This window comes from Actinoplanes auranticolor, from assembly GCF_018332655.1.
Lineage (GTDB): Bacteria > Actinomycetota > Actinomycetes > Mycobacteriales > Micromonosporaceae > Actinoplanes > Actinoplanes auranticolor.
Window position 1 is genome coordinate 235113 of sequence record NZ_BOQL01000021.1, and the last position, 26343, is coordinate 261455.

Below are 26343 nucleotides of genomic sequence, written 5' to 3' on the forward strand. Positions count from 1 at the left end.
CATGACGACGTCCCGGATCGCGGTGGTCGGGGCGGGCATCGGCGGGCTCACGGCCGCCGTCGCCCTGGCCCGCCGAGGAATCGAATGTGAGGTCCACGAGCGATCCGCCGCGCCGGGCGGTTCCGGTGGTGGCATCCAGCTCTCCCCGAACGCCATGGCGGTGCTGCACCGCCTCGGCGTCGGACCGGCGCCGGCCGACGCGGTCCGGCCCCAGGCCCGCGAGCTGCGCCGATGGCGGGACGACAGCCTGATCGGCCGGGTCGAGCTCGGGCCGGACGCGGAGCGGCGCTTCGGGGCGCCGTACCTCACGGTGCGGCGCGCGGCGCTGAGCCGGGCGCTGCTGGCGGCCGCCGGGCCCGGAAGCGTCCGGTTCGGCTCCCGGTGCGTCGGCCTCCGGGAGGACGGTGACGGTGTCCTCCTGCGGTTCGCCGACGGCTCGCAGCGGCGCGCCGGCACGGTGATCGGGGCCGACGGACTCCACTCGATCGTCCGCGGCGCGGTGCACCAGGACGCCGTGCGGTACAGCGGTCACACCGTCTACCGGGCTGTGTTGCCGGCCGAGCGGGCCGGCCGGCTGGCCTCGCCGCCCCGGGTCGTGGTCTGGCTGGGACCGGGGCGGCACTGCGTCACGTACCCGGTCGACGGCGGCCGCAGCCTCAACCTGGTGGCCACGGCACCCGAGCCGGCGCCGCCCACCGCAGTGCGCGAAGTGGCCGGCAGCGACCTGCTGGCGGCCTACTCCGGCTGGCACCCGGTGGTGCGGGGCCTGCTCGCGGTGGCCGGCCGCCTCGACCACCACGGACTCTTCGACCGGCCGGCCCTGCCGTCCTGGCATCGCGGCCGGGTGGTCCTCCTCGGTGATGCGGCGCATCCCATGCTGCCGTTCATCGCCCAGGGCGCCGCCCAGGCGATCGAGGACGCCGACGTGCTCGCCGCCCACCTCGACGAACCCGGCGGTCCCGCCCGCTACGAGGCGGCCCGGCGTGGCCGCGTCGAGCAGGTCTGTGCCGTCGCCCGGGCCGGCCTGCGCGACCTTCACCTGCCCGACGGCCCGGAGCAGCGGGCCCGGGACGCCGCTCTCGCCGCCACCGACCTGTCCACCTTCGACTGGCTCTATGCCGGTGGCCACGACCCGGCCGCCCGGGCCGCCCGATGACCGCCGGCCGGCTGGTGCTGGTCACCGGCGCCGCCCAGGGGATCGGTGCGGCGGTCGTCCGGGCCTTCGCCCGGGACGGCTGCCGGGTGGTCGCGACCGACCTTCAAGATCCGGGGGTACGCGACCAGGCGGGCGTCCACCAGCGGGTGCTCGACGTCCGCGACGCCGCCGCCGTGGCCACGGCCGTCCGGGACGTCGAGGAGTCCCTCGGACCGGTCGACGTCCTGGTCAACGTGGCGGGCGTGCTGCGTACCGGCCCGGTGCTGGAATGCTCCGACGCCGACTGGCGGGAGGTCTTCGCGGTCAACGTGGACGGCGTCTTCCACCTCAGCCGGGCCGTCGCGCGACACATGGCCGTACGCCGGCGCGGGACCATCGTGACGGTCGCCTCGAACGCCGGCGGGGTGCCGCGGATGGCCATGGCCGCGTACGCGGCGTCGAAGGCGGCGGCCGCCCACTTCACCCGGTGCCTCGGGCTCGAGCTGGCCGGCTCGGGCATCCGCTGCAACGTCGTCTCACCCGGCTCGACCGACACGCCGATGCAGCGCGGCCTGTGGACCGGCGGCGCCGACGCGGCCACCACGATCGCCGGGCAGCCGGCCCAGTTCAAGGCCGGCATTCCCCTCGGACGCATCGCCGAGCCCGAGGACGTCGCCGACGCCGTCCTGTTCCTGTGCTCCGACCGCGCCCGGCACATCACGATGCAGGACCTCTACGTCGACGGTGGCGCCGGCCTGCGCGCCTGACACCCCGCCGAGACAGTTGGGAGCTCGACTCATGACCATTCCGCGGATCGCGCCGTACCCCATGCCCACCGGACCCGGCGCCGGCCCGGCGGCCTGGCTGCCGGACCCCCACCGTGCCGCGCTGCTGATCCACGACATGCAGGGCTACTTCGTCGGCTTTCTCCCGCCCGGCCGCCCACCCACGACCGACCTGGTGGCCAACATCAGGCGGGCGCGCGAAGCGGCCTACGCCGGTGGCCTGCCGGTGATCTACAGCGTCCAGCCGGGACGGGTGGCGCGGGCCGACCGTGGCCGGCTGTACGACCTCTGGGGACCGGGCATGACCGACGCGCCCGGCGACCGCGACATCATCACCGAGCTCACGCCCGGGCCGGACGACCACGTCGTCACCAAGCGCCGGTACAGCGCCTTCTTCGGCACCCCGCTCGCCCGCCTCCTGGCGTCGCTCGGCCGGGACCAGCTCATCGTCTGCGGCGTCTTCGCCCACATCGGGTGTCTGCTCACCGCGGCCGACGCGTTCTCCCACGATCTGGAGTCGTTCCTGCTGACCGACGCCGTTGCCGACTTCAGCCTGGTGGAGCACCTGCAGGCGCTGGACTACGCCGCGCGCCGGTGTGCGGTCACGATGACGACGGACCGGATGACGTCTCTCGTTGCCGCACCAGCGAGGCCAGCTGGACCCGCGAGGTGAGCCCGAGCTTGTGGAAGATCTGCCGCAGGTGGAAGTTGACCGTGTGCGGGGACCGGCCGATCCGGTGGGCGATCTGGCGGTTCGTCAGCGCCCGGCCCACGAAGCCGGCGATCTCGTGTTCGCGCGGGGTCAGCAGGCTCCAGTCCGGTGGTGGCAGAGCGGGCGCCGGCCGGGGCCCCGGGCCGGTGACGGCCGGTCGGCGGGCGGCGTGGGGCTGGTCGTCGCGCAGCGCCGCGACGACCGAGCGGGGCATCGAGGTCCGCACCACCGGGCGGATGAGGTCGTGGCTGAACCGCACCAGCTCGTCGTCGCTGAGCAGGCCGGACTCCAGCGCCTCGTCGACGGCCGGCAGCACCGCCACCGGGCTGACCCGCAGCAGGCGGGTGAGCCGGCCCAGCGGGAACGGCGCGCGCAGAGTGGCGGCCGCCTGCAGCAGGTGCCGGGCCGGCGGGGACATCGTCGCCAGTTCCTCGCGCAGCCGGGACCGGGTCCGGGCGGGCAGCCGGACCGCGCGCAGGCCGATCCGATCCCCGCTGACCGCGAGCAGTCCCTCCTCCCGCAACCCGAGGACCAGATCACGGAGGGCGCCGGGCCGGCCGGCCGCGACCCGGCTCAGGTCCAGCAGATCCGGGCCGGGCCGCCCGCCCAGCATGAGGGTGAGGAACCGCTCGGCCTCGGGCGCCGGCAGGGGACCGAGCCGGATCCGATGGGCGCCGGGCGGGAGCAGGCGCGGGTCGGCGCCGGTCCGCGCGGTCAGCACGACCAGCACCGGTGCCGTCGCGGCCAGCTGCCGCAGCGCCCGTGCCAGGCCCGCGTCCCAGTGCGGCGGGCGGTCGCTGACCAGCAGCAGAGCCGTCGACGAAGCACCGCCCGTCGTAGCGATCCTGATCCAATCGGCCTCCGGCACCACCGTGACCCCGCGCCGCCGGGCCACCGCGGTGAGCTCGTCCAGCACGCGCGTCCGGCCGCTCCCGGAGGGTCCCTCCACGACCAGGACGGTCGGCTGTCCCGGCGCTGCCCTGTCGAGCAGACCGGTCATCTCCCGCAGCTCCCGGTCCCGCCCGACCAGCACCGTCGGCGCGGTCGGCCGGATCCCGTCTGTGACCTGTGCACATCCCATCGGTCCCCCTTCGATCATCGGCTATGACCGATGCTGGGCCAGGCCCGCGGCCAGGACCGCCTACTAATAGGGGATCGCGCCGCACAGTCGGGTTGCCGACCGCCGTGATCAGGCGAGGCCGTCGGCCAGGGCACGCAGGCCGGCCGGGTCGGTCACCGTGATCCGCCGGTAGCCGGTGCTGATCAGCTTGCGGTCGCGCAGCTCGTGGACCGCCTTCTGCACGGTGGCCTGGGCGATCGCGATCATGGCGGCCAGTTCCGGCTGGCTCAGTGGTACGGCGATGTCGATCCCGCCGTCCGGGCGGTCCCGCCCGCAGACCTCCGCGATCTCGATCAGCAACCGGGCCAGCCGGATGTGCGCCGGGAAGGCCGCGAAGTCGGTGCGGCGCCGGTTCGCCCAGTTCAGCTGCCGGGCCACCATGGCCGTCACCAGCGTGGCGGCCTCGGGCCGGCGGCGCAGGAACGCCGCGAAGTCCCGGCCGGCGACGAGCCCCGCGCCGACCCGGCCGCAGGCCGTGACGGTGGCGCTGCGCAGGTCGCCGGTCAGGGCGCTGATCTCGCCGATCACCTCACCGGGCAAGCGGATGCCGAGCAGCGTCTCGACACCCTCCACCGCGGTGGTGACCTTGACGAAGCCACTGATCAGCACCACGACGTGGGAGTCGCGGCCACCCTGGCGAATGATCAGGCGGCCGGGCGGGAACTGCCGCCGGACGCCCAGGGCGACCAACTCCATGGCGGCAGCGGGCCCCAGACTGCCGAGCAGAGTGCCGGGCGCCCAGCCGGCGTTCTGCCGCACCACCGGATCGACCACCGGTCACCCCCTGCGATGTCCGTGCCAGCTAAGCACAGACCGCGGCTCTCGGCAGTCCGAAGTCGACGCTGCTCCGTCAACAGGTGCCGGCAGTGGTGTCGATGGATGATTCGTCGGTCGTGGATCGACGATCATCCGTCCGCCTCGGCTGAAGGTGCCGACAAGGAGTCCGAACCGCTCGATCAATGGTCGGGTGGTCGCGTACCGCGACAGTTTGGTCCAAGCTTCGAGGCGTCGGCGCCTGTCCAGTTGAAGAGGTTTCGGCACGCTCACACGTCGTGTTCCCGATACATCGGAAGGAGCCCTCAGTGGGGCTTTCGGATGGGCCGACCCAGCCGCTGGAATACGATCGCACGCCCCGCAGCGCGCCGAACGGCCCCCAGGCCGGGCTGTTCGTGTCCAGGGCGGTCGACCACATCGGCTCGCGCACCAGAAATCTCCGGCCGCGGGGCGACGATCGGGTCAGGCGCCTGCGCGAGCTGGCCCGGGACGGCCGGCTCGCCGCCGCGGTGGCCGACGCCGACGAGGCCGGTCGGCGGGTGCTGAGTGCGGCCGCGTACGACGTGGTCTGGCCGATCGTCTACTCGCGGCTCACGTACCGCGTCGAGCAGCGCCGGGGCCACCTCAGCTGCATGGGCGGGGTCCACCAGCTGGCCGACGAGTGTCTCGACCGCTTCCACGACGACGTGGAGGCCGTGGTCGACGACCTGCTCTCGCGCACCCGGCAACCGGTGCACCACCTCGAGGCGTGGATCGCGGGCCGGGTCAATGCGGCCACCGTCGACGGATACCGCCGCCGCCGGGGGGAGCGCGGCGCGTTGCAGCGCCCGCGGCTGCCCGGCTGGCTCGACACGGCGTTGGGCCGCGACCGCTGGCTGACGGCGCTGGCCGTGCGGATCCTCGAATGGGTGGGGGTACCGCAGACCGCGGGCAACGAGACATGGCCCGTCGGCTCGTGGGCGCAGGAGCGCGCCACCGTCACCGGCGACTGGCGCGGCAGTGATCCCGACGTGGTGGCCCGCGAGATCGAGACGGTCCTGGCGGTCATGCGCCGCCGCCCGGAGTGGTTTGAGTCCTATGTGGAGCGCCCGCTCGGCCGCAAGCAGGCGCCCGTCGCGGCTATGCCGGTGGAGAACGGACCGGGTCCGGCGGCGACTCCGCTCGCCCTCGGCGATCCCGGCGTCGCTGTCGAGAGCGAGATGCTGCGGCTGGCCGCCGCCGCCGTCGAGGTGATCGGCAGCCGCCGGGGCCGCGGGGAGGACACCCAGCGGATCGTCGTCGACGTGGTCCGCCGGGTGTTCGGCGGGTCGGTGCCCGCCGTGCTCGACCGGGCCCCGCACGAGGCCGCCGACCCGGGCTCGGTGACCGAGGCGCTCGCCGACCCGGCGACCGTGGACCGGATCGTCGCCACGGTACGCGCGATCATCAGCGAGTGCGGTGACGGTTCAGCCGCGCCCGGATGCATTTGACATGCGAACGGGGTAAGCCGCGCGGCAGCACCGGAGCATCGGTCGGCAGCCGGCCGCGACGAAGCGGCCACCGGTCCGCTGCGCTGTGGGCACACCTGGTCCCGCGGACGGTCGTTTCACCGCCGCGGGACTAGCCGATCGTGCTCGACGTCAGGAAACTCTCCCAAGGTGGACTTATCCGCCTGAACCGTCATCAGCCTGCCGTCCTGACGCGGCACCACCGGAAGAGACCTTCGTGACCACCGCAGAAAAATCCGGGTCGCGGCGACCTGCCGCGCATCGGCGATCCGGCTCCCCGATCACCAGGCCGGCCGCGGGCCCGGCCGGCCTGGCCCCCCGCGGGCCGGCCGTCGGGCGGATTCCCGATCAGCGCCACCCCGGTGCCCACCAGGCCGCGAACGGGTTCCCGGCCACCGACGGACCCGCGGACCGATCCACAGCCGGGGACGCGGACGCGCTCGTCCGGGAGCTGGCCCGGACCGGAGGGTTGGCCGCGGCGGTCGCCGTTGCGGATCTTGCGCAGCGCCGGCGGCTCCACGCCGCCGCGTACGACATCGCCTTCCCGATCGTCTTCTCCGCGGTCACCCGGAAGGTGGAACAGCGACGCGGGCATCGCGCGTGCGCGCAGGGCCTCCGGCAACTGACCGGCAGCTGCCTGGACGGCTTCCACGACGACGTCGAAGCGCTGGTCGAGCACCTGTTCGCGGCGACCGCGCCGATCGCCGACCTGCCGGCCTGGCTGACCTTCTGGGCCCCCCGGGCCGCGGTCGACGGCCACCGCAGGCGGCGGGGTGCCCGCGGAGCACTTCAGCGGCCGCGGATGACCCGGGCCCTCGCCGGCCGGCTGGGCCACGACCGGTGGCTGATGGATCTCGCTCTGCGGATCCTCACCTGGGTGGGTGTCCCGGCCACCGCCGGGACCGGTCTGTGGCCGCTGGACGAGTGGGCGCAGCGCCGTGCCGGGATGACCGGTGACCCGTCCGCGAGCACCCCGGCCGTCGTGGCCGCCGAGGCCGAGCAGGTGCTGCGGGTGCTGCGGCGGCGGCCGGGCTGGTACGCCGAACACGTGGAGCGCCCGCTGTCGCTCAAGCCGGTTCCGGTCGCCGCGGACCTCCCGGACGTCCCGGCGCCGGGGGACGACGTGGCCGAGACCGCCATCACCGAGCTGGCCGGGGCCGCCCTCGAGGCCATCACGGGCGGCCTGGAGAACGGCCAGGACCCGGAGGCGACGGTCACCCGGGTCCTCAGCACGTTGTTCCTCGGCGGCAGCGGAGTCGAGGAGATGCACCGCCCGCCCGGGGCCGGCCCGGCCGCCGGTGACCGCCTGTCAGCGGTGTTCGACGATCCCGCCGTCCTCGCCGAGGTCGTCGGCCGGGTGCTCGGCATCGTCCGGGAGACCGCCGACTGACTCCACCAGGGCCCGCCGGTGGGTGGCCAGCAGATCTGCCACCTCGCCCGGCTCGACGCCGCGCAGGAGCGCCGACCGGCACACCCGGCGCAATTCGGTCTCCAGAAACTGCCTGACCCGGTTCCGCTGTCCCGGCGTGAGCTCCATCAGCACGGACGGGCGGTCAGGGGCGGACGGCAGCATGCCGGGGTGGTCATCAGTGACTCCTCACGCCGGATGAAAGGCCGGCACAGATTGCCGGCGGACCGCTTCGCCGGTGGCGCCGGCCGGCCGGGAGCTGGGCTGTCCGGTAAACCTGACGGACGGCACGCGGCGGGACCGGCCGGGCGACGTCAGGCACCGGTGTAGGCGAAGGCGGCCCAGTACCTCGGATCGACGTACGGACAGGCGTCCGGGCCGCCCGCCGGTTCGACGCCGGGCAGCAACGCCTCGAGGTCGAACCGGGTCGCTCGGCGCAGCCACTGCTGGGCCTGGTTGAGCGCCACGGCCGGCTCCTCGCCGTCCCGGCACCACCGCTGGTAGAAGGCGGTCATCAGGTAGGTGCAGGCGAGGTCGTCGACTGCCCACGCGGTCGCGATCACGCCGGCGAAACCCAGCTGGATCAGCGCCGACGGCAGACCGACGACCTCGTTCGGGGCGGCCGACCCGACCAGGTTCGTCCGGCACGCGGACAGCACCGCCAGGCGGCGCCGGCCGGGTGAGAGGGTACGGCGCAGCTCCTCCAGGGTGACCACCCGGTCGGCGAAGTACAGGCGGCTGTCGAGGATGGAAGCCGGTTCGGCGGAGCCGTGGCACGCGAGGTGCCAGACGGTGTGCCGGTCGGCGGCCGCGCTGAACTCCGCCCACGTGCAGGCGTGCACCGGTGCCGACGCCGATCCGGTCCAGCGCCGGGTGACCTCGGTGGTCTCCCGCGTGACGTGGTGCAGATACCCGCCGGGGCGGACCCCGTGCCCGGCCGGCACGTCGACGGCGAGCAGCGTCTGCTCCCGGGCGGCCGACTCCCGCACGGTGTCCCGGCACCGCCGCAGCGCCCGCGCGTTCGGCGCGTAGCGGATCGCCGAGAAGTGGCCGGTGTGGCGCCACTCGGCGTACCGGTCGCCGGGAGCACCCGGCTCCCCGGCCGCGTGCAGCGGCACGAGGTTGAGCAGACCGACGGGGATGAAGGTGACGATGCGGCCTCGGGCGCTGTGCAGCAACAGGTCCATGACGCCGTTGTGCCACAGCGTGCGCAGGCCGTCAGCCATCGGATCGGTGCCGGCCTCCCCGGACACCGCGAGATCGCGGCCGCCCGCCAGGCGGGCGAGTCCGGTCGACGGCTCGGCTTCCGGCTGCACGCGGCCGACGATCCCGGCGACAGTGGCCCGGTTCAGCTTGGGCAGATCGAGGAACTGCGGGTCGTGCGAGGCGGCGACCACGAGGGCGTACCCGCCGGCCTTGGCCGCGGCGAGGTAGACGAGGGCGCCGTCGCCGGTCTGGCTCGTGATGTCCTCATAGCTGAAGCCCCGGCCGCCGAGGACCTCGCTGAGGCCCACAGCCCGCCCGGTCTCCAGGGCGAGAACGGCCTCCCGGTACCGCCCGGTGCGGGCCAGCCAGTAACCCGCCTCTTCCGCGTACTCCTGGGCGCTGGTCAGCACTCGTTGCCTCGCGACCTCACCGTCCCGGGCGACGGCGTCCCGGGCGGCCAGGGTGACCAGGTGGCCGTACGCCTCAGCGGCGAACTCCGGGATCCTGGTACCGGCTGCCCATTCCGCCCACGCCACGGCCGTCCGCGCGCCGGCGACGACACTCGGCGCGGCACCGACCGACCGGCGCCAGGCCCGCTGCGACCGCTTGTCGTCACCGCGGCCGGTCAGCGCACCCCGTGCGGCGAGGGCCTCCCGGTGGACGAGCCGGTCGTCCGGCCCGTGCGGGTGCCAGGGCCGGCAGCGACGGCTGCTCAGCCGGACCGCCTCGCGGACGTCGCGGGACCGGTCGGCCGGCAGCCCGCCGGATCGCAGCGCCCGCCAGAGCAGCAGCCGGGCCAGGCCGGTGTCGGCCGGAGTGACGCGCCGCCACCGGTCCCGGCCGGCAGCCCGGCCGGCCCGGCCCAGCGCGATGCCGTCGTCGAGCCGGTCCGGCCGGATCCGGGCCAGGAGCAGGCCATGGGTGGCGAGGATCTGCGGCCGGAGCCGCCGGGCGAGCGGCCCGGTCTCAGCCGCGGCCAGCTCCAGTTCCTCTACGGCGGCTGTCAGGTCCCCGGTGATCACGTGCAGCCGGGAGCGGAGCAGGTGGGTCAGCGCGGGCCACGTCGCGGCCGCGGCGAGCTGTCGGACCAGGTCGTCGAGCGGGCCGGTGTGCTCATGGGTCTGCGCGGCGTCGATCACGCTGTCCACGAGCGGCAGGGCGGTCCGCGGTTCCCGGCGCAGCAGATCGACGACCTCGCGCGGGTCGGCCACCGTCCTCGGCGGGGAGACGAGGGGCCACGACACGGGTGGCAGGCCGTCGACCGCGGTGACGGCCGATCGGCGGGTCCGGGCCAGGGTGGTGCGGCTGCGGTGGAGGGCGCGAAGCTCGGCGAGGCGCTGGAACCCGCGGTGGTGGTGGTCCATCAGTACGCCTTCGATCCGGCCGGCGACGTCGTCCATCGCGGCGTGCAGCTCGGCCTCCCCGGGGTGGTCGATGGACGTGTCCTGCTCCAGCACGCCGATGCACATCGTCACGAAGGCCCGCGCGATCGTCCGCCGGGTGTTGTCGTCGTCGACGTCGCGGGTGTCGACGAACGGGTAGCACTCCAGCAGCTCGGTGATCGCCCGGCCGGTGTCACCGGAGCGGGCAGCGAGCGAGACCATCTCCGAGAGCGTCGAGGACACGATCCACCAGGCGTCGGTGCCCTGCCACCGCGGCGGCCGGGCCCGGCGGTACGCGAGCCAGGCCCGGTCCGCCGCCGCGCTGTCGTCCCGCCACCACGCGTCCTTGTAGGCCCAGACGTGCTGCTCGAGTTCCGCCGTCTCCCGCCGGTACGGGTCCGGCCCGGTCAGCTCATGCCGGATCCTGTGGATCCGGGCCTCGTGCGCCCATGGTTCCGCGAAGGTGGCGTCGGCCGGGTGCCCGCACCGCCGGCACGGGTACGGCCAGGACCGCGGGGCCGGCTCGTCACCGGTCCCGCATTCCTGGTTGACGCACTTCCAGCCCCGGACCCGCGCCTCGGGCGGCGCGAGGTAGCCGTAGGAAGTTCGTGGTGGTCGGCGGCCCATCACTGTTGTCTGACGGACCGCTGTCCGTCAGATAGCGGCATGGCACTCTTCCGACGATCCCGGTCCCGCTTCCCCGCCGACATGCCGCGGTGGCTGGAGACCTTCGGCCGGTACACGTTCGACCTCCACAGTGGCATCGACGACGGGGAGATGTGGAGCCGGATCGCGACGTTCCACGAGATGGCGCGGAGCGACCGGGACGGCTTCCTCACCGACCTGCGGGCCGTCGTGGCGGACGACCGCGGTGGCTTCGCGACCTTCGGCGCCGCCCGGGTCGTCTGGGAGCTGTTCGGCGGCGACGCCCTGCACCTTCCGGCCGCGCTGCCGATCATCGATGCCGGCATCGCGTTCAAACGCGCCCGCGGGCTCCCCACCGGCGCACTGACCGGCTACGAGATGCAGCGCCTCCGCCAGACCGACTGAACCGTCGTCCAACCGAGAAGAGAGGAAGCCCGTCATGGAAGGCTTTTTGTGTTTCGCCGTCGTCGCCGTGTTCATCGCCGTTCCGGTGTGGCAGTTCATCGAGACGCGCCACGCCGTCGCGACGACGACGGTCGAGTCGGCCCATGAGCCCGCGCAGGTCGCGCAGCTGGTGCAGGGGGCGTTCGCCGGCCCCCGCGCAGTGCTGTGGACCGCCAGGGCCGGCCCCGGTGTGATCAACATGCGTCGGCGTGGGGTCCGTGGCGGCATCACCATGTCCATCGAAATCGAGGCCCGTCCCGGCGGCGGCTCGACCGTGGACATGTGGGCCTCGCGGACGATCACCTACTTCGGTGTCCTGGTCAATTTCGCCGGTGTCGTCAACCGGCGCAAGAAGGCGATCGGCCGCGAGCTGACCTCGGCCGCCGGCTGACCGGGTGCACCTTCGCTCCGGCGACGAGGCGAACGCCACGGTCACCCCCGTCCGCGCCCCAGGGACTCGACCGCCTTGATCAGGTCGTTGTCCCCGGCCAGGTCCGGTGCCAGCAGAGCCAGGAGGTCGGGCACGGATCCCGCGCGCTTCCGGTACGGTGCGGCACCTTCGTCGTTCACCGGCGCGCCGAGGCCCCGCAGGTGACCGATCCAGGCGGCCAGCACACGCACCGCGGCGCCGGGCATCCGGCCAGCCGCGCGTTCGGCCCGCAGCACCGGCAGCACCCGGATCGGCAGCTTCTGCGAGCCGTCCGCGGCGATCTGGGCCAGCAGGTGCCGGATCCGCGGGTTGGTGAACCGGGCGGTCAGCGCCGCGCGGTAGTCGGCCAGCTCGCCGGCGGGCAGCGGCACGTGCCTCGACGCCTCGTCCCACCACTCCGACAGCCAGTCCCGGCAGACCGGGTCGGCCATGGCCTCGGCGATCGTGTCGTGGCCACGCGCGCTGCCGGCGTACGCCAGCAACGAGTGCCCGCCGTTGAGCAGCAGCAGCTTGCGGGTCTCGTGCGGGGTGACGTCGCCGACGAAGCGCGCGTCCCACGCCGGGCGCCCGGCCGGGAAGTCGCCGCTGAGGACCCATTCGGTGAAGGGTTCGGTGACGACCGGGACGGCGTCGGCGAAGCCGGTGCGCTCGTGCACCGCCCGTACGTCGTCGTCCGTGGTGCGTGGGGTGATCCGGTCGACCATGGTCGTCACGAACGAGACCGAGTCGCGGATCCACGGCGCCAGGGCCGGGTCGGCGGCCGCGGCCAGGTCGAGCACGACCCGGGCGGTGACCTCGCCGTTGCCGGGCAGGTTGTCGCAGGACACCACGGCCAGCGGTCCGGCGCCCGCGGCCCGGCGCGCGGCCAGGCCGGCGACCAGCCTTCCCGGCACCGTGACGGGAGCCGCACCGCTGCGCACAGCTTCGAGGTCGGCGCGCACCGCAGGGTCGCTCAGGTCGAGCCCGCCGCTCCGGTCGCGGCGGTAGGCGGCCTCCGTGACGGTCAGCGTCACCACCGCCACCTCGGGCCGGACCAGGTATCCGCACCAGGCCGCGACGTCGGTGCCCGGGTGCGCGGCGACCACCGCGCTCTGCGCGGCCATCTCGTCGTGTTCGGGACCGCGGACGATCAGCGTGTACCGGCCGTGCTGGGCGGCCAGCCGGTCGGCCAGCTCCGGGGACCGCCCGGTGAACGCGGCGATGCCCCAGTCCGCGGCGTCCGGGGCGGCCCCGGTGTACCAGGCCTGATGCGCCCGGAAGAACCCGCCGAGCCCGAGATGGACCATGCGCACCGGCGCGGTCACAGCTTGAACACCTTGCGCGGCTGGTCGCTGACGAGGCCGGTGAGCGTGTCGTGGGCCTCGTCCTCGTCGAGCCGGTGGGCGGCGACCAGGCCGGCCAGGAAACCGGCGTCGAGGCGGCGCGACATGTCGTGCCGGGCCGGGATGGAGCAGAAGGCCCGGGTGTCGTCGATGAAGCCGGACAGCCGGCTGAACCCGGCGGTCTCGGTGACCGCCGCCTGGAAGCGCCCGATCTCCGCGGGGTTGTCGAGGAACCACCAGGGCGCGCCCGCGTACACCGCGGGGTAGAAGCCGGCCAGCGGGGCGATCTCCCGGCTGTACACGTCCGGGTCCACGGTGAACAGGACCAGGTGGAAGCCGGGGTACGTGCCGAAGCGGCTGAGCAACGGGCGCAGCGAGCGGGTCAGCTCGACGGCGAGGGGGATGTCGTGACCGGTGTCCGGGCCGTACCGCTCGAACGTGGCCGGGTGGTGGTTGCGGTAGACGCCCGGGTGCAGGGTCATGACGAGCCCGTCGTCGCACGACATGCGGGCCATCTCGAAGGTCATGTGCTGCCGGAAGGCGGTGGCCTCCTGCGGGGTGACCGTGCCGTCCAGGGCCGAGCGGTAGATGCGTTCGGCGTCGCGGTGGCCGAGCGGTTCGGTGCCCGCGTCGGCGTGGCCGTGGTCGGCCGAGACGGCGCCGTGCGCTACGAAGTACCGGCGGCGTTCCTCCAGCGCGGCGACGTAGCCGGTGTAGTGGCCGCAGTCGCCGCCCAGCTCCTTGACCGCCTCGGGCCAGCCCGGCCGCCCGACCTCCAGATAGCGGTCGGGCCGGAAGGTCGGCGCGACGGTGGTGGACACGTCCGGGTCGGCCCGCAGCGCGTCGTGGGCGGCCAGGTCGTCCGCGGGGTCGTCGGTGGTGGCGAGGAAGTCGATGCCGAAGCGGCGCAACAGCGCGCGCGGCCGGTGGCCGGGCTGTGCCAGCTGACCGGCGATCAGGTCGTAGAGCGCGTCGGCGTTGGCCGCGGAGGGCCGCTCGGTCACGCCGAAGATGTCCACCAGCTCACTGTCGAACCAGTACCGTACGGGCGTACCGCGCAGCAGGTGCCAGTGGCTGCACAGCAGCCGCCACGCCGCCCGGGCCCGGTCCTCGGCCATCGGCCCTTCGCCCACGCCGAGGTCGGACAGCGGGACGCCACCGGCGTGCAGCAGCCGCGTCACGTAGTGGTCGGGCTGGATGAGCAGGCTGGTCGGATCCGCGAACGGCGTGTCCTCCAGGAGGAGGCGCGGGTCGACGTGCCCGTGCGGCGAGACGATCGGCAGGTCCCGGACGGCGGTGTACAGCCGGCGGGCGATGTCGCGTACGCCGGGTTCGGCCGGCAGCAGGCGGTCGGGGTGCACGGTCAAGGTGGCCATCGCCTGAGCCTCACGGCGCTCGGCCCGGTCCACAAGCAATTGCCATCTGTTGTCGGCGCCGCCAAGCAACAACGTGCAACTGATTGCCTGGCGCTGAGCCGCGACGCAACCATCTCGTAACACTCCCGCCGTAATGCGGATCACATCGCACCGGCGACAAGCCAAGGGAGATCGACGATGGGCTCGAGGACTTTGCGTGCAGTGGTGGCGCTGGCCGGTGCGACGGCACTCACCGTCGCGCTCGGCGCCTGCGGTGGCGATGACGACGGGGGCGGCAGCGGCGGCGGCAAGACGCTCAATGTGCTGATCGGCGCCAACACTCAGTACCCGCAGGAGCAACAGGACTGGCAGAAGTCGGTCAGCGACAAGTTCAAGGCGCAGACCGGCGCCGACGTCAAGTGGGAGACGTTCGCCAGTGCGAACGACGAGCTGACCAAGATCCAGACCTCGGTGGTGTCGGGCACCGGCCCGGACGTCTACGCCATCGGCACCACGCTGACCCCGACCGCGTACTCGACCAGGGCGTTCGTGACCCTCGGCGACGAGGAGTGGCAGAAGCTCGGCGGCAAGGACAAGTTCGTGCCGTCCTCGCTGGGCATCTCCGGACCGGACGCGGAGAACCAGATCGGGGTCCCGTGGGTCGGTCGGCCGTTCGTGATGGTCTACAACACCGAGATGCTGAAGGCCGCGGGCATCGCCAAGCCGGCGACCACCTGGGACGAGCTCACCCAGCACGCCAAGCAGCTGACCAAGGGCGACCAGTACGGCCTGGCCGTGGCCTACAAGGACAACTTCGACCCCTGGAAGTTCATCTGGGGTATGTCGGTGCAGGCCGGTAACCCGATCGTCGACGGCAAGACGGCCCGGATCGCCGATCCCGCCGTCAGCAAGGCCTACCAGACGTACTTCGGCTGGCTGACCAAGGACAAGGTGGTCGATCCGGCCGCGGTCGGCTGGACCAACTCGCAGGCGGTCGCCGCCTTCGCCAAGGGTAAGACCGGCTACTTCGCGCTCACCTCGGCGCTGGCCGCCAAGTCGCTGGACGCCGGCGCGGTGAAGGGCAAGTGGGCCTTCACCCTGCTGCCGACCGTGCCGCCGGGCGCCACCACCCGGCCGGCCAACGGCGTCGAGGCCGCCAGCATCCTCTCCGGCGACAACCTGCTGGTCGCCGACTACTCCAAGAACCAGGACCTGGCGTTCCAGTTCGTCAAGCTGATCACCGACCAGGAAGCCCAGCTGGACATCTACGCCAAGCTGGGCCAGCTGCCGGCCAACGCCGCGGCGGCCCAGACGCTGCTGTCGGACCCGCGGCTGGGCCCGGTGGTGGAGGCGCAGAAGAAGTCGGTGGCCACGCCGTTCACCGGGGCCTGGGCCGACATCCAGCTCGCGCTCACCAACGCCGTGGTGCAGTCGATCCCCGACCTGTCCAGCGGCTCGATCAGCGACGCCCAGATCGACAGCCGGCTGGCCGCGGCCCAGAAGACCGCGCAGTCCTCGCTGGACAGGGCGAAGTAGAGCGTCATGACCGACGACCGCACGACCACGCGTACGGCCGGGGACGCTCCGGTGGCCACCGCCGCCGGTCGCGACCCGGCCGGCCGGGAACCGCCGGCGGACCGGGCCGGGCGGCGGCGCCGGGGCGTCACCGAACGGCAGCGGCCGCTGTGGCTGCTGATCCCGGGCGGCACGCTGATGACGCTGGTCATCGGGATCCCGCTGCTGCTGGCCTTCTACATCTCGCTGATCGATCTCGACCAGTACACGCTGCGCCGGTGGCTCGAGGCGCCGTTCATCGGGCTGGACAACTTCGCCGAGGCGTTCGAGTCCGGGCTGCTGCACTCGGTCTGGATCAGCGTCTCGTTCTCCGTGATCGCGACCGTGGCGACCGTTCCCCTCGGGGTGGCCGCCGCGGTGGTGACCCAGAACGCGTACCGCGGGCGGGGCTGGGTGCGGGCGGTGTTCCTGATCCCGTACGTGCTGCCGTCGTTCGTGGTGGCCTCGGTGTGGCGCACGATGCTGCAGCCCGACGGGATCGTCAACGCGACGCTGACCCGGGCCGGGGTCGACGGCGGGCTGTGGCTCAGCGGGCCGCGGTCGTACTGGACGCTGATCCTGGTGGAGATCTGGGCCGCCTGGCCGTTCATCTACCTGATGGCGCTGGCCGGGCTGCAGAGCGTGGACAGCGAGGTGCACGAGGCGTCGGCCATCGACGGGGCCGACTGGTGGCCGAAGCTGCGCCGGGTGATCCTGCCGTACGTGCGCGGCCCGGTGCTGCTGGCCTGCCTGCTGGCCACTCTCAACCACATCAACAACTTCACGCTGCCGTACGTGTTGTTCGGCGCACCTGCTCCGGATGACGTCAACGTGATGCCGATGCTGGTCTACGTCACCAGCTTCCAGAGCCTGCGGTTCGGGCTCAGCGCGGCCATGGCGGTCGTGTCGCTGGTGCTGATCGCCATCCCGCTGTTCGTCTATCTGCGTGCGGTCCGGCTGGACGTGCACGAGGAGGGAGGCCGCAAATGAGCACATCCGCGATCGCAACCCCGGGCGGATCCCGGCGGTCCCGCCGCCGGACCCCGGCCGGCGAGGCCCATCGGCTGCTGCCCGGGCCGCTGCTGGCGATCATCACCGTCGGGCTGTGCGTGCTGGTGCTGGTGCCGATCCTCTACATCGTGCTGGCCTCGCTCAACACCGACGTCGGGGTGGCCGAGGGCGAGTTCTGGCCGAGCTCGTTCTCCGGCGAGAGCTACACCAAGATCTGGACCACCGCGGGCCTGTCCACCGGCATCCTCAACAGCCTGCTGGTCTGCGGGCTGGTGGCGGTGGCCTCGGCGCTGCTCGGCACGGTCACCGCGTACGTGCTGGTCCGCTACACCTTCGTCGGCCGGGTCACCATCCTGCGCGGCCTGGTGGGCCTGCAGAGCATCCCCGGCACGCTGATGCTGCTGCCGGTGTTCGTGTTGTTCTCCTCGGCCGGCACCTATTTCGGCGTCACGGTGATCGGCACCCGCTGGGGACTGTTCGTCGCGTACCTGACCTTCGCCCTGCCCTTCTCCACCTGGGTGATGGTCACCTACCTGCGCGGCCTGCCGCGCGAGCTGGAGGAGGCGGGCCGGGTGGACGGCGCGTCCACGCTGACCATCCTGTTCCGGATCATCGTCCCGCTGAGCCTGCCGGCGATCGTGGTGTCGGGGATCTTCGCGTTCCTGCTGGGCTGGAACGACGTGCTGTTCGCGTCGGTGCTCACCCGGCCCGAGACGCAGACCGCCGCGGTCGCGCTGCAGATCTTCGGGACCACCCAGGAGGGCGGCGCGCTGCCGGTGTACTCGCAGATGATGGCGGCGGCGCTGGTCTGCGCGGCCCCGGTCGTGCTGCTTTACCTGCTGTTCCAGCGCTACCTGGTCGGCGGGCTGACCGCCGGCGGGGTCAAGTGACCCCGATGACCACGGCCGCGGTCATCGGGTGCGGGGACGTCTCGGTCGTGCACCTGCAGGCGATCGAGGGCCTGGCGGGGGTCGAGCTGGTCGGCGTCTGCGACACCGACGCGGATCGGGCCGGGGCCGCGGCCCAGCGGTACGGCGTCCCGGCGTTCACCGACCACCGGCAGCTGCTGGAGGCCACCCGCCCCGAGGTCGTCCACGTGTGCACCCCGCACCACCAGCACGTCCAGGTGGCGATCGACTGCCTCGACACCGGCGCGGGCGTCCTGGTGGAGAAGCCGGTCGCGCACACGGTCGCCGAGGCGGACCGGCTGATCGAAGCGGCCGAAGCCCGCCCGGATCTCCGGGCCGGGATCTGCCTGCAGAACAGGTACAACGCTGCCACCCGGGCTGCCCGCGAGCTGCTCGGCTCCGGGCGGCTCGGCGCGGTCCTCGGCGGCTCGGCCAGTGTGCTGTGGCATCGCGACGCGGCGTACTACGCGGCCCGGCCGTGGCGCGGACGCGTCCGCGACAGCGGCGGCGGCGTCCTCATCAACCAGGCGATCCACACCCTCGACCTGCTGGAGTGGCTGCTCGGCGACGTGGTCCGGGTCCGCGGCCACGCCGGGCGGTACGCGCTGGACGGTGTCGTCGACGTGGAGGACACCGCCCACGCGGTGCTCGACCATGCCGGCGGCGCCCGGAGCGTGTTCTTCGCGACCGTCGCCCACGTCACCGACTCGCCGGTGACCATCGAGATCGTCACCGAGCAGGCGGTGCTGACGATCCGGGGCGACCTGACGGTGCGTTACACCGACGGCCGTACCGAAACGGTCGCAGAACGCCGCGCCGGCTCCGCGGGCCGGTCCTACTGGGGAGCCTCGCACGAGCTGCTCATCGCCGACTTCTACCGCACGGCGGCCGGCCCGCAGCCGTTCTGGATCGGACCGCGGGAGGGGGCCAGATCGTTGCGTCTGGTCCACGAGATCTACCGACAGCACGACTGACGCAGGAAAGGACGCGCCCGTGTGGACACTTTCGGGATTCATCGACGAGATCTCACCCGACTTCACCGAGCAGTGCCGGGTGGCGGCCGGCCTGGGGCTGAGGTTCGCCGAGATCCGCAGCGCGTGGCAGGTCAACATCCTCGACCTCGATCCCGCCCGGCTCGGCGTCATGAAGAGCACACTGGCCGCCCATGACCTGCGGGTGTCCAGCATCGGCTCACCGATCGGCAAGATCTTCATCGACGAGGACTTCGCCCCGCATCTGGACCGGATGCGGCACGCCGCCGACGTCGCGCGCTTCTTCGACGCGCCGTACGTGCGGATCTTCTCGTTCTTCCTGCGGCCGGGCGCGGACCCGGCCGCGCACCGCGACGAGGTGATCGACCGGATGCGCGCGCTGGCCCGGGTGGCCGAGGACGCCGACCTGATCCTGCTGCACGAGAACGAGAAGGAGATCTACGGCGACGTGCCGGCCCGGTGCCTGGACGTGGTGCGCTCCGTCGGCTCGCCGCACCTGCGGCTGGCCTGGGACCCGGCCAACTTCGTCCAGGTCGGGGTCCGGCCCTACACCGACGGGTACGCCGTGCTGCGCCCGCACGTCGCGTACATCCAGATCAAGGACGCGCTCGCCGGGGACGGCACCGTGGTCCCGGCCGGCAAGGGCGACGGCGAGCTCGACCGCACCGTCCGCGCGCTGCACCACGACGGCTTCGACGGGTTCTTTTCGCTCGAACCGCACCTGAGCGCCGCGACCGCCACCGGCGGATTCTCCGGCGAGGAGCTGTTCCGCACCGCCTGGCAGGCGTTCACCGACCTGCTCACGACCCAGGGAATCGAGTACACATGAGCAACCCGCGCAGGATCGCCGTGGTGGGCGCCGGTGTCATCGGACGGCACCACGGGCTGGTCATCAGCCAGCTGGCGGACCGGACCGAGCTGGTCGCGGTGGCCGACATCGACACCGGACGGGCCGAGCAGCTCGCCGCCGAACGTGGTGGCCGGCCGTACCCGTCGCTCGCCGCCGCCCTGGCCGCCGAGGAGATCGACGTGGTCGTGGTGTGCACGCCGACCGGGCTGCACGGCGAGGTGGCCGTCGAGGCGCTGCGGGCCGGCAAGCACGTCATCGTCGAGAAGCCGGCCGAGCTCACGGTGGCCCGGACGGACGAGATCATCGAGGCCCGGGACAAGGCCGGCACGCTGGTCACGGTGATCTCGCAGCACCGCTTCGACCCGGCCACCGAGACCACGCTGGCCGCCATCGGCCGGGGCGAGTTCGGCCGGCTGACCTCGGGCATCGCGTCGATCGACTGGTGGCGCGGGCAGAGCTACTACGACTCCGGCGACTGGCGGGGCACCTGGGAACTCGACGGCGGCGGCGCGCTGATGAACCAGGGCGTGCACACGGTGGATCTGCTGGTCGCGGCCCTGGGCCGGCCGGTCGAGGTGTTCGCGTACGCCGGCACGCTGGCCCACGAGCGGATCGAGGTCGAGGACGTCGCAGTCGGCGTCGTGCGCTTCGACAGCGGCGCCCTCGGCGTCCTGCACGCCACCACCGCCGCCTATCCGGGGCTCAGCGCGCGCCTGCAGGTGCACGGCGACCGCGGCTCGGCGGTGATCGACAACGACCAGCTCGCGTTCTTCCACGCCACCGCGGCGGGCCGCGAGCCCGAGGAGAAGCTGATGGGTACGACGCAGAGCACCTCCGTCCCCACCGCGGGCAGCAACCCCGGCAGCCTGTCCGACGCCCACCGCCTGCAGTACCTGAACTTCCTCGGCGCGCTCGACGGCACCGAGCAGCTGCGGGTGGATCTGGAGACCAACCGGCAGTCGATCGGGGTCATCACCGGCGCGTACGAGTCCGCCCGGACCGGAAGGCCGGTGCGCCTGTCGTGACCACGCCACGCATCGCCGCCAATCCCATCCCGTACTGGAGCCGGGCCGGCAAGACGCGGGAGGTGTTCGCCGAGGCTTTCCGGGATTTCCAGGAGATCGGCTTCACCGCCGTCAAGGCCGACGTACCCGACGACATGACCGCGGAGGAGTACCGGGACTGGATCGCCGGGTACGGCCTGGCCCCGTCGCTCAGCCTGTTCAGCTCGCCCTTCGACGAGACGGTCGACATGGCCGCGGAGGTCGAGCGGGCCAAGCGGTTCGCGGCGGCCCAGGTGGCGCTCGGCCTCGACCGTACGATGATCTCGTCGATGGCCGTGCCCGCCCGGATGGCCGAACCGGCCGTCGGCGCCGATCTCGACCCGGGCCGGCTGGCCCGCGCGATCGACAACTGCGGCCGGGTCTGCCGGGTGCTGCGGGCCGAAGGGCTGCGCCCGTTGCACCACTCGCATGTCGGCGGCGTCTTCGAGACCGGGGACGAGATCGTGCGCCTGCTCGACGACCTCGGCCCGGACGTGATCGGCTTCGGGCCGGACACCGGTCACCTCCGGTGGGCCGGTATCGACCCCGCACCGTTCATCCGGCGCTACGCCGACCGCATGGGCGGCATCCACATCAAGGACTGCTTCCCGGACCTGCTGAGTCCGGAGAGCCGCAAGGGGATGAGCTACCACGAAGTGCAGGCCACGAAACGACTGTGGGCCGAGCCTGGGCTGGGCGTGGTCGACTTCGCGGCCGTGCTGGCCGCGATCCCGGCGGACTACGACGGCGACTTCATGATCGAGGTCGACGAGCCCAGCATGGACTCCCGCGCGGAGTCGCACCGCATCTCGTTCGAGTGGGCCCGGGGCCACCTGCCGGCGACCGGTTAGCGCGACCCGGCGATGATCGACCTCGCCGGTGGCACGGCCGGGCCCGGCCCGCCGGTCGTGCCGCGGGCGGGGGAGGTGCTCCGGCGCCGGCGCTGAGTCGTCGACTGACGGACGACCAGGCGGACCGGGAGGACCAGCGGGGTGCCGCTGGGCCGGGTGCCGTGCCACACCGCGATGCAGTTGCGCACCCCGGTGAGGCCCATCCGGTACAGCGGCGCCGCGATCGTGGTCAGCTGCGGGTTGATCAGCTCGTCGTAGACGATGTTGTCGAAGCCCACCACGCTGACGTCGTGCGGGACCATGACACCCAACTTGTGCAGCCCGTTCATGATGCCGATGGCCAGCATGTCGTTGTACGCGAGCACCGCCGTCGCGCCCAGCTCGGCCACCCGCCGCGCCGCGCTCAGCCCGGCCAGCACCGTGGGCTCGTTCGGGCCGATGCGCCGCACCTCGAGCGGCAGCTGGGCCGCCGCCTCCCGCAACGCCCGCCAGCGCACCCCGTCGGCCCAGCTGATCTCCGGGCCGGCCACGTACAGCACCGTGTCGTGGCCGAGGGCGCACAGGTGCTCCACCGCCTGGCGGATCCCGCGCTCGTTGTCGTTCACCACGCAGCTCGCCTCGGGGATGATCCGGTTGAGCAGCACCACCGGCTTCTGCTTGGCCATCATCCGCAGCGCCGAGTCGCTCATCCGGGAACTGGCGATGACGATGCCGTCGACCTGCTCCATCTCCCGCTCGATGGTCTGCCGCTCCACCTCGGGCGACTCGTTGGTGTGCAGCAGGACCAGCTGGTACCCGGCCTCGCGGGCGGCTTCGTACCCGCCCTTGATGATCTCGCCGTAGAACGGGTTGGTGACGTCGGCGATGACCAGCCCGATCGAGCGGTGCGTGGCCCGGCCGCCGGGCTGCTGGCCGTTGAGCGGGCCGGAGCGGTACCCGAGGCGTTCGGCCGCCTGGAAGATCTTCTGGGCGGTCTCGGCGTGCACCCGGCCCGGCCGCGAGTAGGCCCGGGACACGGTGGAGGCGGCCACGCCGGCTTCCCGCGCGACGTCGTAGATCGTCGGGCGTCGCCCCATGCCGCTCATCGTAGGCCGGGTCCGGTCAAAAGACGCCGGTCCGGTATTCACGGCTGTCGTGGTATGCGGCGCCGACGACCAGGCCCGCCGCGGCCGCGGCCGCGGCGGCCTGGTGCAGGACCAGCCGCTCGGGCCGGTCGAGTCGGCGGGCCGCCGCGGCGACGTCGTCGAACTCGGGCATGACCTGGGTGATGACGCCGTCCCGGTGGGCCACCTTCACGGCGACCGTGCCGCCGTCCAGCTCGATGTCGACGAAGGTCCGCGGGACGGCGTAGCGGTGCAGCGCCTGTTCGCGGACGCCCAGCGTGCTGGTGTCGCGGAGCATCCGGTCGCGCAGCACACCGGCGCGCTCCGGCCGGCACAGCACGCTCAGGGTATGCGCGGGACGGCCCTTCTTCATGACGATCGGTACGAGCCACGCGTCGGCGGCACCGTCGGCCAGCAGCCCGGCCAGCACCCCCGGCCACAGCCGCGGGTCGAGGTCGTCGACGTTGGTCTCCAGCAGCATCATCGGCTCGGCGGGCTCCGCGGTCGTCAGCACGCCCACGAGCACGCGGACCACGTTGGCCCGCCCGGGGGTGTCCCGGCCGCCGGCGCCGGCACCGACCTCCTGGACCGCCATGGCCGGCAGGTCCTCGCAGGCGGTCGCGAGCGCCCGGATCACCGCCATCCCGGTCGGGGTGGCCAGCTCGCCGGAACCGCCGGCCCGGACGCGCCAGCCGCGGGCCAGCTGGGCCACGGCCGGCACGGGCACGGGCAGGTCGCCGTGGCCGGACCGGACCCGGCCCGAGCCGACCGCAACCTCACCGGCGGACACGGTCGTGATGCCGAGCTCTGCCAGAGCGGCGCAGACACCGACCACGTCCGCGATGGAGTCCAGCGCGCCCACCTCGTGGAAGTGCACCTCGTCGACCGGTATGCCGTGCACCCGGGCCTCCGCGTCGGCGAGCCGGGCGAACACCGCGCCCGCCCGGTCACGGACCGGGCCGGCCAGGGCGGCATGGGCGAGCAGGTCGCGGATGCCGGGGAAGGTGCGGTGCGGCGGGTCGGCCACCAGGGGCTGCGCGTCGACCTTGAGTGCCCGCAGCCCGGCCCGGGTCACGGTCGTCGCGGTGAGCTGGATGGAGCCGGGGATCACCGCGTCGACCGCCCGCTGGACGGCGGCGAGCCCGGCGCCCGCGTCGACGAGGGCACCGAGCAGCATGTCGCCGGCCACGCCCGCCGACGCGTCGATCCACGCGTGCCGGTCCGGGCTCACGCGTCGTCCGCCGGGGCGGCGATCTGGGCGGCGAGGTGGCCGGCGCCGTACCCGTTGTCGATGTTGACCACCGCGACGCCGGGTGCGCAGGAGTTGAGCATGGCCAGCAGCGGGGCCAGCCCGCCGAAGGCGGCGCCGTAGCCCACGGAGGTCGGCACGGCCACCACCGGCGCGGCGACCAGACCGGCGACCACGCTGGGCAGGGCTCCGTCCATCCCGGCCACCACGACCACGACCCGGGCCCGGCGCAGCAGGTCGAGCTGGCCCAGCACCCGGTGCAGGCCGGCCACGCCGACGTCGACCACCAGCTCGGTACGGCGGCCCAGGTAACGCGCGGTCTGCAGAGCCTCCCGGGCGACCCGCAGGTCGGAAGTGCCGGCCGCGACCACCGCGACGAGCCCGCCGGTGGTCTCCGGGGGCACGGGCGGCCAGGCGACCAGGGCCGCCTCGGTGTCGTGGAGGGCGTCGGGCAGCTCGTGCAGGATCGCCTTGGCGTGCGCCGGGGCGGCCCGGGTGAACAGGGTGACCACGTCGGGGCGCGCGCGTACCGCGGCGGCGATGGCGGCGACCTGCTCCGGGGACTTGCCCTCGCAGTAGACCGCTTCGGGATAGCCGCGCCGCGCGGTGCGGTCGAGATCCAGCCGCGCGAAGCCGGACAGCTCGTCAGACATCGCCGGCCCGGACCAGCGGCAGGGTGAAGGCGCCGGACTGCACGCCGGTCAGGTCGACGGTGACGAAGCGGAAGCCCGCCGCCACGACGGCGTCGCGAATCGCGGTGCGCAGGGGATCGGTGACGGCCCGTGGGAGGTCCTCGGGCGGCAGTTCGACGCGGGCGATGTCGCCGTGGTGGCGTACCCGCAGGTCGGCGAAGCCCAGCCGGCGCAGAGCCGCCTCGGCCCGGTCGATCTGGTGCAGCTTGCCGGGCACGACCTCGGCGAAGTGCGGGATCCGGGACGCGAGGCAGGGTGCGGCCGGTTTGTCCGCGCACGGCAGCCCGAGGTCGCGGGCGATGCCGCGTACCGCTGCCTTGTCGAGCCCGGCGTCCGCGAGCGGCCGCAGCACCCGGTGCTCGACCGCGGCGCGCGAACCCGGGCGGTCCGGCCGGCGGGCGTCGTCGGCGTTCTCGCCGTACGCGACGGCGTCCAGCCGGTGCGCGGCCACGACCTCGTCGGCGATCACGGTGAACAGCTCGTCCTTGCAGTGGAAGCAGCGGTCCGGCCCGTTCGCCCGGTACGCCGCCCGGTCACCCTCGTGGGTGTGCACCTCGACGACGGCGACACCGATGTGGGCGGCGACCCGGTGGGCGGCGGCGCGTTCGTCGGCGGCGAGGCTGGGGGAAACGCCCAGAATCGGCACGACTTGATCGCGGCCCAGCGCCCGGACCGCCAGGGCGAGCAGGACGGACGAGTCCACCCCGCCGGAGAAGGCGACGCCCAGCCGGCCGATCCCGGCGAGCCGGTCGGCGACGGCAGCCGCACCGATCATGGAGTGTCCTTCCGGCGGAGGGAATGTCCGGTCCGCCACCCATTCCATGGGTCCGCGCCGAGCCTTGGCAAGCGATTGCCAGAAGTTGTGGTGCTGCCGGCCGGGGGTCAGCCGCCCTCCGAGGAATGACCGGGGAAGAGGTGGGCGCCGGGATCGATGACCACGGCCGCGTTGTTCACGGCGGTGGCCGCCTCGCCGAAGCCCGTGGCGATGAGCCGGACCTTGCCCGGATAGTCCACGATGTCGCCCGCGGCGAACACCCGCGGCAGGTTGGTCGCCATGGTGCTGCTCACCACGATGTGACGGCGGTCCAGCTCCAGCCCCCAATCCGCGAGCGGGCCGAGATCCGCGGTGAAGCCCAGCGCGGCGACCACGGTGTCGACCGGGATCCGGCTGGTGCCGGCCCGGTCGACCGCGACGTCCGCATGCGTCACCGCCCCGGCGCCGTGCAGGGCCGTGACCTGCGCGTTCACCAGGATGGTCACGGGAAGTTCCTGGACCCGGGCCACCGTGGCGGCGTGCGCCCGGAAGCGGTCACGCCGGTGCACCAGAGTGACCGAACGCGCCACGGAGTGCAGGGCGAGTGCCCAGTCGAAGGCCGAGTCGCCGCCACCGACGATGAGCACGTCCCGCCCGGCGAGGTCGGCCGGTTGCGGCACGAAGTAGACGATCCCCGCACCGGTATACCCCTGGGCGGCGGGCAGCGGACGCGGGGTGAAGCTGCCCAGGCCGCCGGTCACGATGACCGCACCGCAGCCCAGGTCGCTGCCGTCGGCGAGGTGCAGCGCCGGGAGCCCGTCGCGGTACGACAACTTCTCCGCGCGTACCCCCAGCAGATAGTGCGGCGCGAACGGCGCCGCCTGGGCGACCAGATTGGTGACCAGGTCGCGGCCCTTGATCGACGGCAGGCCGGCGACATCGAAGATGTCCTTCTCCGGGTACAGGGCGGTGATCTGCCCGCCCGGTTCCGGCAGCGTGTCGACCACCGCCACGGTGAGCCCGCGGAAGCCCGCGTAGTACGCGGCGAACAGCCCGGTGGGCCCGGCCCCGATGACGGCGACATCGACCTCACGCATACCGGTCCGCCCCTCTCCAGCGCCCGACCGCTCC

24 protein-coding genes are annotated in these 26343 nt (G+C 73.3%); 14 read left to right on the forward strand and 10 right to left on the reverse strand.

All coding sequences use genetic code 11. From position 1 onward, the window contains the following. Position 1 precedes the first annotated feature (1 nt). From Aau02nite_RS12655 to Aau02nite_RS12665, 3 genes are read left to right on the forward strand one after another with little or no spacing between them, the layout of a single operon-like run. Positions 2-1156 (forward strand): FAD-dependent monooxygenase, encoded by a 1155-nt coding sequence (locus Aau02nite_RS12655; RefSeq protein WP_212988567.1) that lies wholly within the window; start codon positions 2-4, stop codon positions 1154-1156. After that, on the forward strand, positions 1153-1902 hold the full coding sequence (locus Aau02nite_RS12660; RefSeq protein WP_212988568.1) for a 2,3-dihydro-2,3-dihydroxybenzoate dehydrogenase: 750 nt from the start codon (positions 1153-1155) through the stop codon (positions 1900-1902). The genes Aau02nite_RS12655 and Aau02nite_RS12660 overlap by 4 nt, the downstream gene beginning before the upstream one ends. A gap of 31 nt (positions 1903-1933) precedes the next feature. Next, positions 1934-2593 carry an isochorismatase family protein gene (locus Aau02nite_RS12665; protein WP_212988569.1) on the forward strand — a complete coding sequence of 220 codons (660 nt, stop codon included), beginning with the start codon at positions 1934-1936 and terminating at the stop codon, positions 2591-2593. Here the strand turns inward: Aau02nite_RS12665 and Aau02nite_RS12670 are convergent. Both Aau02nite_RS12670 and Aau02nite_RS12675 read right to left on the reverse strand, forming a co-directional pair. Next, positions 2523-3713: a helix-turn-helix transcriptional regulator gene (locus Aau02nite_RS12670; RefSeq protein WP_212988570.1), complete on the reverse strand. Its 1191-nt coding sequence runs from the start codon at positions 3711-3713 to the stop codon at positions 2523-2525. The two genes, Aau02nite_RS12665 and Aau02nite_RS12670, sit on opposite strands and share 71 nt — an antisense overlap. Before the next feature lie 108 nt (positions 3714-3821). Then, positions 3822-4526: a Crp/Fnr family transcriptional regulator gene (locus Aau02nite_RS12675; RefSeq protein ID WP_246595088.1), complete on the reverse strand. Its 705-nt coding sequence runs from the start codon at positions 4524-4526 to the stop codon at positions 3822-3824. Positions 4527-4834: 308 nt separating this feature from the next. On the opposite strand from Aau02nite_RS12675, the gene Aau02nite_RS12680 reads away from it, so the two are divergent. After that, positions 4835-5995 (forward strand): hypothetical protein, encoded by a 1161-nt coding sequence (locus Aau02nite_RS12680; protein ID WP_212988571.1) that lies wholly within the window; start codon positions 4835-4837, stop codon positions 5993-5995. 235 nt (positions 5996-6230) lie between these two features. Next, positions 6231-7403 (forward strand): hypothetical protein, encoded by a 1173-nt coding sequence (locus Aau02nite_RS12685; RefSeq protein ID WP_212988572.1) that lies wholly within the window; start codon positions 6231-6233, stop codon positions 7401-7403. A 332-nt stretch (positions 7404-7735) separates the two neighbouring features. Here the strand turns inward: Aau02nite_RS12685 and Aau02nite_RS12690 are convergent, their stop codons facing one another. Further along, entirely contained in the window at positions 7736-10636 is a 2901-nt protein-coding gene (locus Aau02nite_RS12690) for a CHAT domain-containing protein (RefSeq protein WP_212988573.1), read from the reverse strand. A 39-nt stretch (positions 10637-10675) separates the two neighbouring features. Between Aau02nite_RS12690 and Aau02nite_RS12695 the strand changes: the two genes are divergently transcribed. Further along, a complete protein-coding gene (locus Aau02nite_RS12695) occupies positions 10676-11059 on the forward strand; it encodes a hypothetical protein (protein ID WP_212988574.1) in 384 nt (127 codons plus the stop codon). A gap of 34 nt (positions 11060-11093) precedes the next feature. Beyond that, positions 11094-11489, forward strand: a complete 396-nt coding sequence (locus Aau02nite_RS12700) for a hypothetical protein (RefSeq protein ID WP_212988575.1) — start codon at positions 11094-11096, stop codon at positions 11487-11489. Between the two features lie 41 nt (positions 11490-11530). Here Aau02nite_RS12700 and Aau02nite_RS12705 read toward each other — a convergent pair whose 3' ends face one another. Further along, positions 11531-12832 (reverse strand): mannitol dehydrogenase family protein, encoded by a 1302-nt coding sequence (locus Aau02nite_RS12705; protein ID WP_246595089.1) that lies wholly within the window; start codon positions 12830-12832, stop codon positions 11531-11533. Beyond that, positions 12829-14226 carry a glucuronate isomerase gene (gene uxaC / locus Aau02nite_RS12710; RefSeq protein ID WP_212988576.1) on the reverse strand — a complete coding sequence of 466 codons (1398 nt, stop codon included), beginning with the start codon at positions 14224-14226 and terminating at the stop codon, positions 12829-12831. The genes Aau02nite_RS12705 and uxaC overlap by 4 nt, the downstream gene beginning before the upstream one ends. Positions 14227-14403: 177 nt before the next feature. Between uxaC and Aau02nite_RS12715 the strand changes: the two genes are divergently transcribed. From Aau02nite_RS12715 to Aau02nite_RS12745, 7 genes are read left to right on the forward strand one after another with little or no spacing between them, the layout of a single operon-like run. Continuing rightward, a complete protein-coding gene (locus Aau02nite_RS12715; protein WP_212988577.1) occupies positions 14404-15741 on the forward strand; it encodes an ABC transporter substrate-binding protein in 1338 nt (445 codons plus the stop codon). 6 nt (positions 15742-15747) lie between these two features. Beyond that, positions 15748-16749 carry a carbohydrate ABC transporter permease gene (locus Aau02nite_RS12720; RefSeq protein ID WP_212988578.1) on the forward strand — a complete coding sequence of 334 codons (1002 nt, stop codon included), beginning with the start codon at positions 15748-15750 and terminating at the stop codon, positions 16747-16749. Continuing rightward, complete coding sequence (locus Aau02nite_RS12725; RefSeq protein ID WP_212988579.1) at positions 16746-17660, forward strand: carbohydrate ABC transporter permease; 915 nt, start codon at positions 16746-16748, stop codon at positions 17658-17660. The genes Aau02nite_RS12720 and Aau02nite_RS12725 overlap by 4 nt, the downstream gene beginning before the upstream one ends. A gap of 5 nt (positions 17661-17665) precedes the next feature. Then, the gene (locus Aau02nite_RS12730) at positions 17666-18652 is read left to right on the forward strand and encodes a Gfo/Idh/MocA family protein (RefSeq protein WP_212988580.1); all 987 of its coding nucleotides are present in this window, start codon (positions 17666-17668) and stop codon (positions 18650-18652) included. A gap of 19 nt (positions 18653-18671) precedes the next feature. Then, positions 18672-19499: a sugar phosphate isomerase/epimerase family protein gene (locus tag Aau02nite_RS12735; protein WP_212988581.1), complete on the forward strand. Its 828-nt coding sequence runs from the start codon at positions 18672-18674 to the stop codon at positions 19497-19499. Further along, complete coding sequence (locus Aau02nite_RS12740; protein WP_212988582.1) at positions 19496-20545, forward strand: Gfo/Idh/MocA family protein; 1050 nt, start codon at positions 19496-19498, stop codon at positions 20543-20545. Before Aau02nite_RS12735 ends, Aau02nite_RS12740 begins: the two co-directional genes overlap by 4 nt. After that, positions 20542-21414 carry a sugar phosphate isomerase/epimerase family protein gene (locus Aau02nite_RS12745; protein WP_212988583.1) on the forward strand — a complete coding sequence of 291 codons (873 nt, stop codon included), beginning with the start codon at positions 20542-20544 and terminating at the stop codon, positions 21412-21414. Before Aau02nite_RS12740 ends, Aau02nite_RS12745 begins: the two co-directional genes overlap by 4 nt. On the opposite strand, the gene Aau02nite_RS12750 is transcribed toward Aau02nite_RS12745, so the two are convergent. From Aau02nite_RS12750 to Aau02nite_RS12770, 5 genes are all read right to left on the reverse strand, one after another. Further along, positions 21411-22490: a LacI family DNA-binding transcriptional regulator gene (locus tag Aau02nite_RS12750; RefSeq protein ID WP_212988584.1), complete on the reverse strand. Its 1080-nt coding sequence runs from the start codon at positions 22488-22490 to the stop codon at positions 21411-21413. The two genes, Aau02nite_RS12745 and Aau02nite_RS12750, sit on opposite strands and share 4 nt — an antisense overlap. Positions 22491-22515: 25 nt before the next feature. Continuing rightward, on the reverse strand, positions 22516-23748 hold the full coding sequence (gene larC, locus Aau02nite_RS12755; RefSeq protein WP_212988585.1) for a nickel pincer cofactor biosynthesis protein LarC: 1233 nt from the start codon (positions 23746-23748) through the stop codon (positions 22516-22518). Further along, positions 23745-24419: a nickel pincer cofactor biosynthesis protein LarB gene (gene larB / locus Aau02nite_RS12760; RefSeq protein ID WP_212988586.1), complete on the reverse strand. Its 675-nt coding sequence runs from the start codon at positions 24417-24419 to the stop codon at positions 23745-23747. Before larB ends, larC begins: the two co-directional genes overlap by 4 nt. Further along, positions 24412-25233 carry an ATP-dependent sacrificial sulfur transferase LarE gene (gene larE, locus Aau02nite_RS12765; RefSeq protein ID WP_212988587.1) on the reverse strand — a complete coding sequence of 274 codons (822 nt, stop codon included), beginning with the start codon at positions 25231-25233 and terminating at the stop codon, positions 24412-24414. Before larE ends, larB begins: the two co-directional genes overlap by 8 nt. A 107-nt stretch (positions 25234-25340) precedes the next feature. Further along, positions 25341-26309, reverse strand: coding sequence for an NAD(P)/FAD-dependent oxidoreductase (locus Aau02nite_RS12770; protein ID WP_212988588.1), 969 nt, complete (start codon positions 26307-26309; stop codon positions 25341-25343). Positions 26310-26343: the final 34 nt, after the last annotated feature.

What these genes read in the sequence shown, in the direction of transcription:
- larE (WP_212988587.1), bottom strand. Translation starts at nt 25,233, where the DNA reads ATGATCGGTGCGGCTGCCGTCGCCGACCGGCTCGCCGGGATCGGCCGG.
- Aau02nite_RS12665 (WP_212988569.1), top strand. Translation starts at nt 1,934, where the DNA reads ATGACCATTCCGCGGATCGCGCCGTACCCCATGCCCACCGGACCCGGC.
- Aau02nite_RS12740 (WP_212988582.1), top strand. Translation starts at nt 19,496, where the DNA reads ATGAGCAACCCGCGCAGGATCGCCGTGGTGGGCGCCGGTGTCATCGGA.
- Aau02nite_RS12750 (WP_212988584.1), bottom strand. Translation starts at nt 22,490, where the DNA reads ATGGGGCGACGCCCGACGATCTACGACGTCGCGCGGGAAGCCGGCGTG.
- Aau02nite_RS12715 (WP_212988577.1), top strand. Translation starts at nt 14,404, where the DNA reads ATGGGCTCGAGGACTTTGCGTGCAGTGGTGGCGCTGGCCGGTGCGACG.
- uxaC (WP_212988576.1), bottom strand. Translation starts at nt 14,226, where the DNA reads ATGGCCACCTTGACCGTGCACCCCGACCGCCTGCTGCCGGCCGAACCC.
- Aau02nite_RS12725 (WP_212988579.1), top strand. Translation starts at nt 16,746, where the DNA reads ATGAGCACATCCGCGATCGCAACCCCGGGCGGATCCCGGCGGTCCCGC.
- Aau02nite_RS12660 (WP_212988568.1), top strand. Translation starts at nt 1,153, where the DNA reads ATGACCGCCGGCCGGCTGGTGCTGGTCACCGGCGCCGCCCAGGGGATC.
- larB (WP_212988586.1), bottom strand. Translation starts at nt 24,419, where the DNA reads ATGTCTGACGAGCTGTCCGGCTTCGCGCGGCTGGATCTCGACCGCACC.
- Aau02nite_RS12730 (WP_212988580.1), top strand. Translation starts at nt 17,666, where the DNA reads ATGACCACGGCCGCGGTCATCGGGTGCGGGGACGTCTCGGTCGTGCAC.
- Aau02nite_RS12695 (WP_212988574.1), top strand. Translation starts at nt 10,676, where the DNA reads ATGGCACTCTTCCGACGATCCCGGTCCCGCTTCCCCGCCGACATGCCG.
- Aau02nite_RS12700 (WP_212988575.1), top strand. Translation starts at nt 11,094, where the DNA reads ATGGAAGGCTTTTTGTGTTTCGCCGTCGTCGCCGTGTTCATCGCCGTT.
- Aau02nite_RS12670 (WP_212988570.1), bottom strand. Translation starts at nt 3,713, where the DNA reads ATGGGATGTGCACAGGTCACAGACGGGATCCGGCCGACCGCGCCGACG.
- Aau02nite_RS12770 (WP_212988588.1), bottom strand. Translation starts at nt 26,309, where the DNA reads ATGCGTGAGGTCGATGTCGCCGTCATCGGGGCCGGGCCCACCGGGCTG.
- Aau02nite_RS12655 (WP_212988567.1), top strand. Translation starts at nt 2, where the DNA reads ATGACGACGTCCCGGATCGCGGTGGTCGGGGCGGGCATCGGCGGGCTC.
- Aau02nite_RS12720 (WP_212988578.1), top strand. Translation starts at nt 15,748, where the DNA reads ATGACCGACGACCGCACGACCACGCGTACGGCCGGGGACGCTCCGGTG.
- Aau02nite_RS12690 (WP_212988573.1), bottom strand. Translation starts at nt 10,636, where the DNA reads ATGGGCCGCCGACCACCACGAACTTCCTACGGCTACCTCGCGCCGCCC.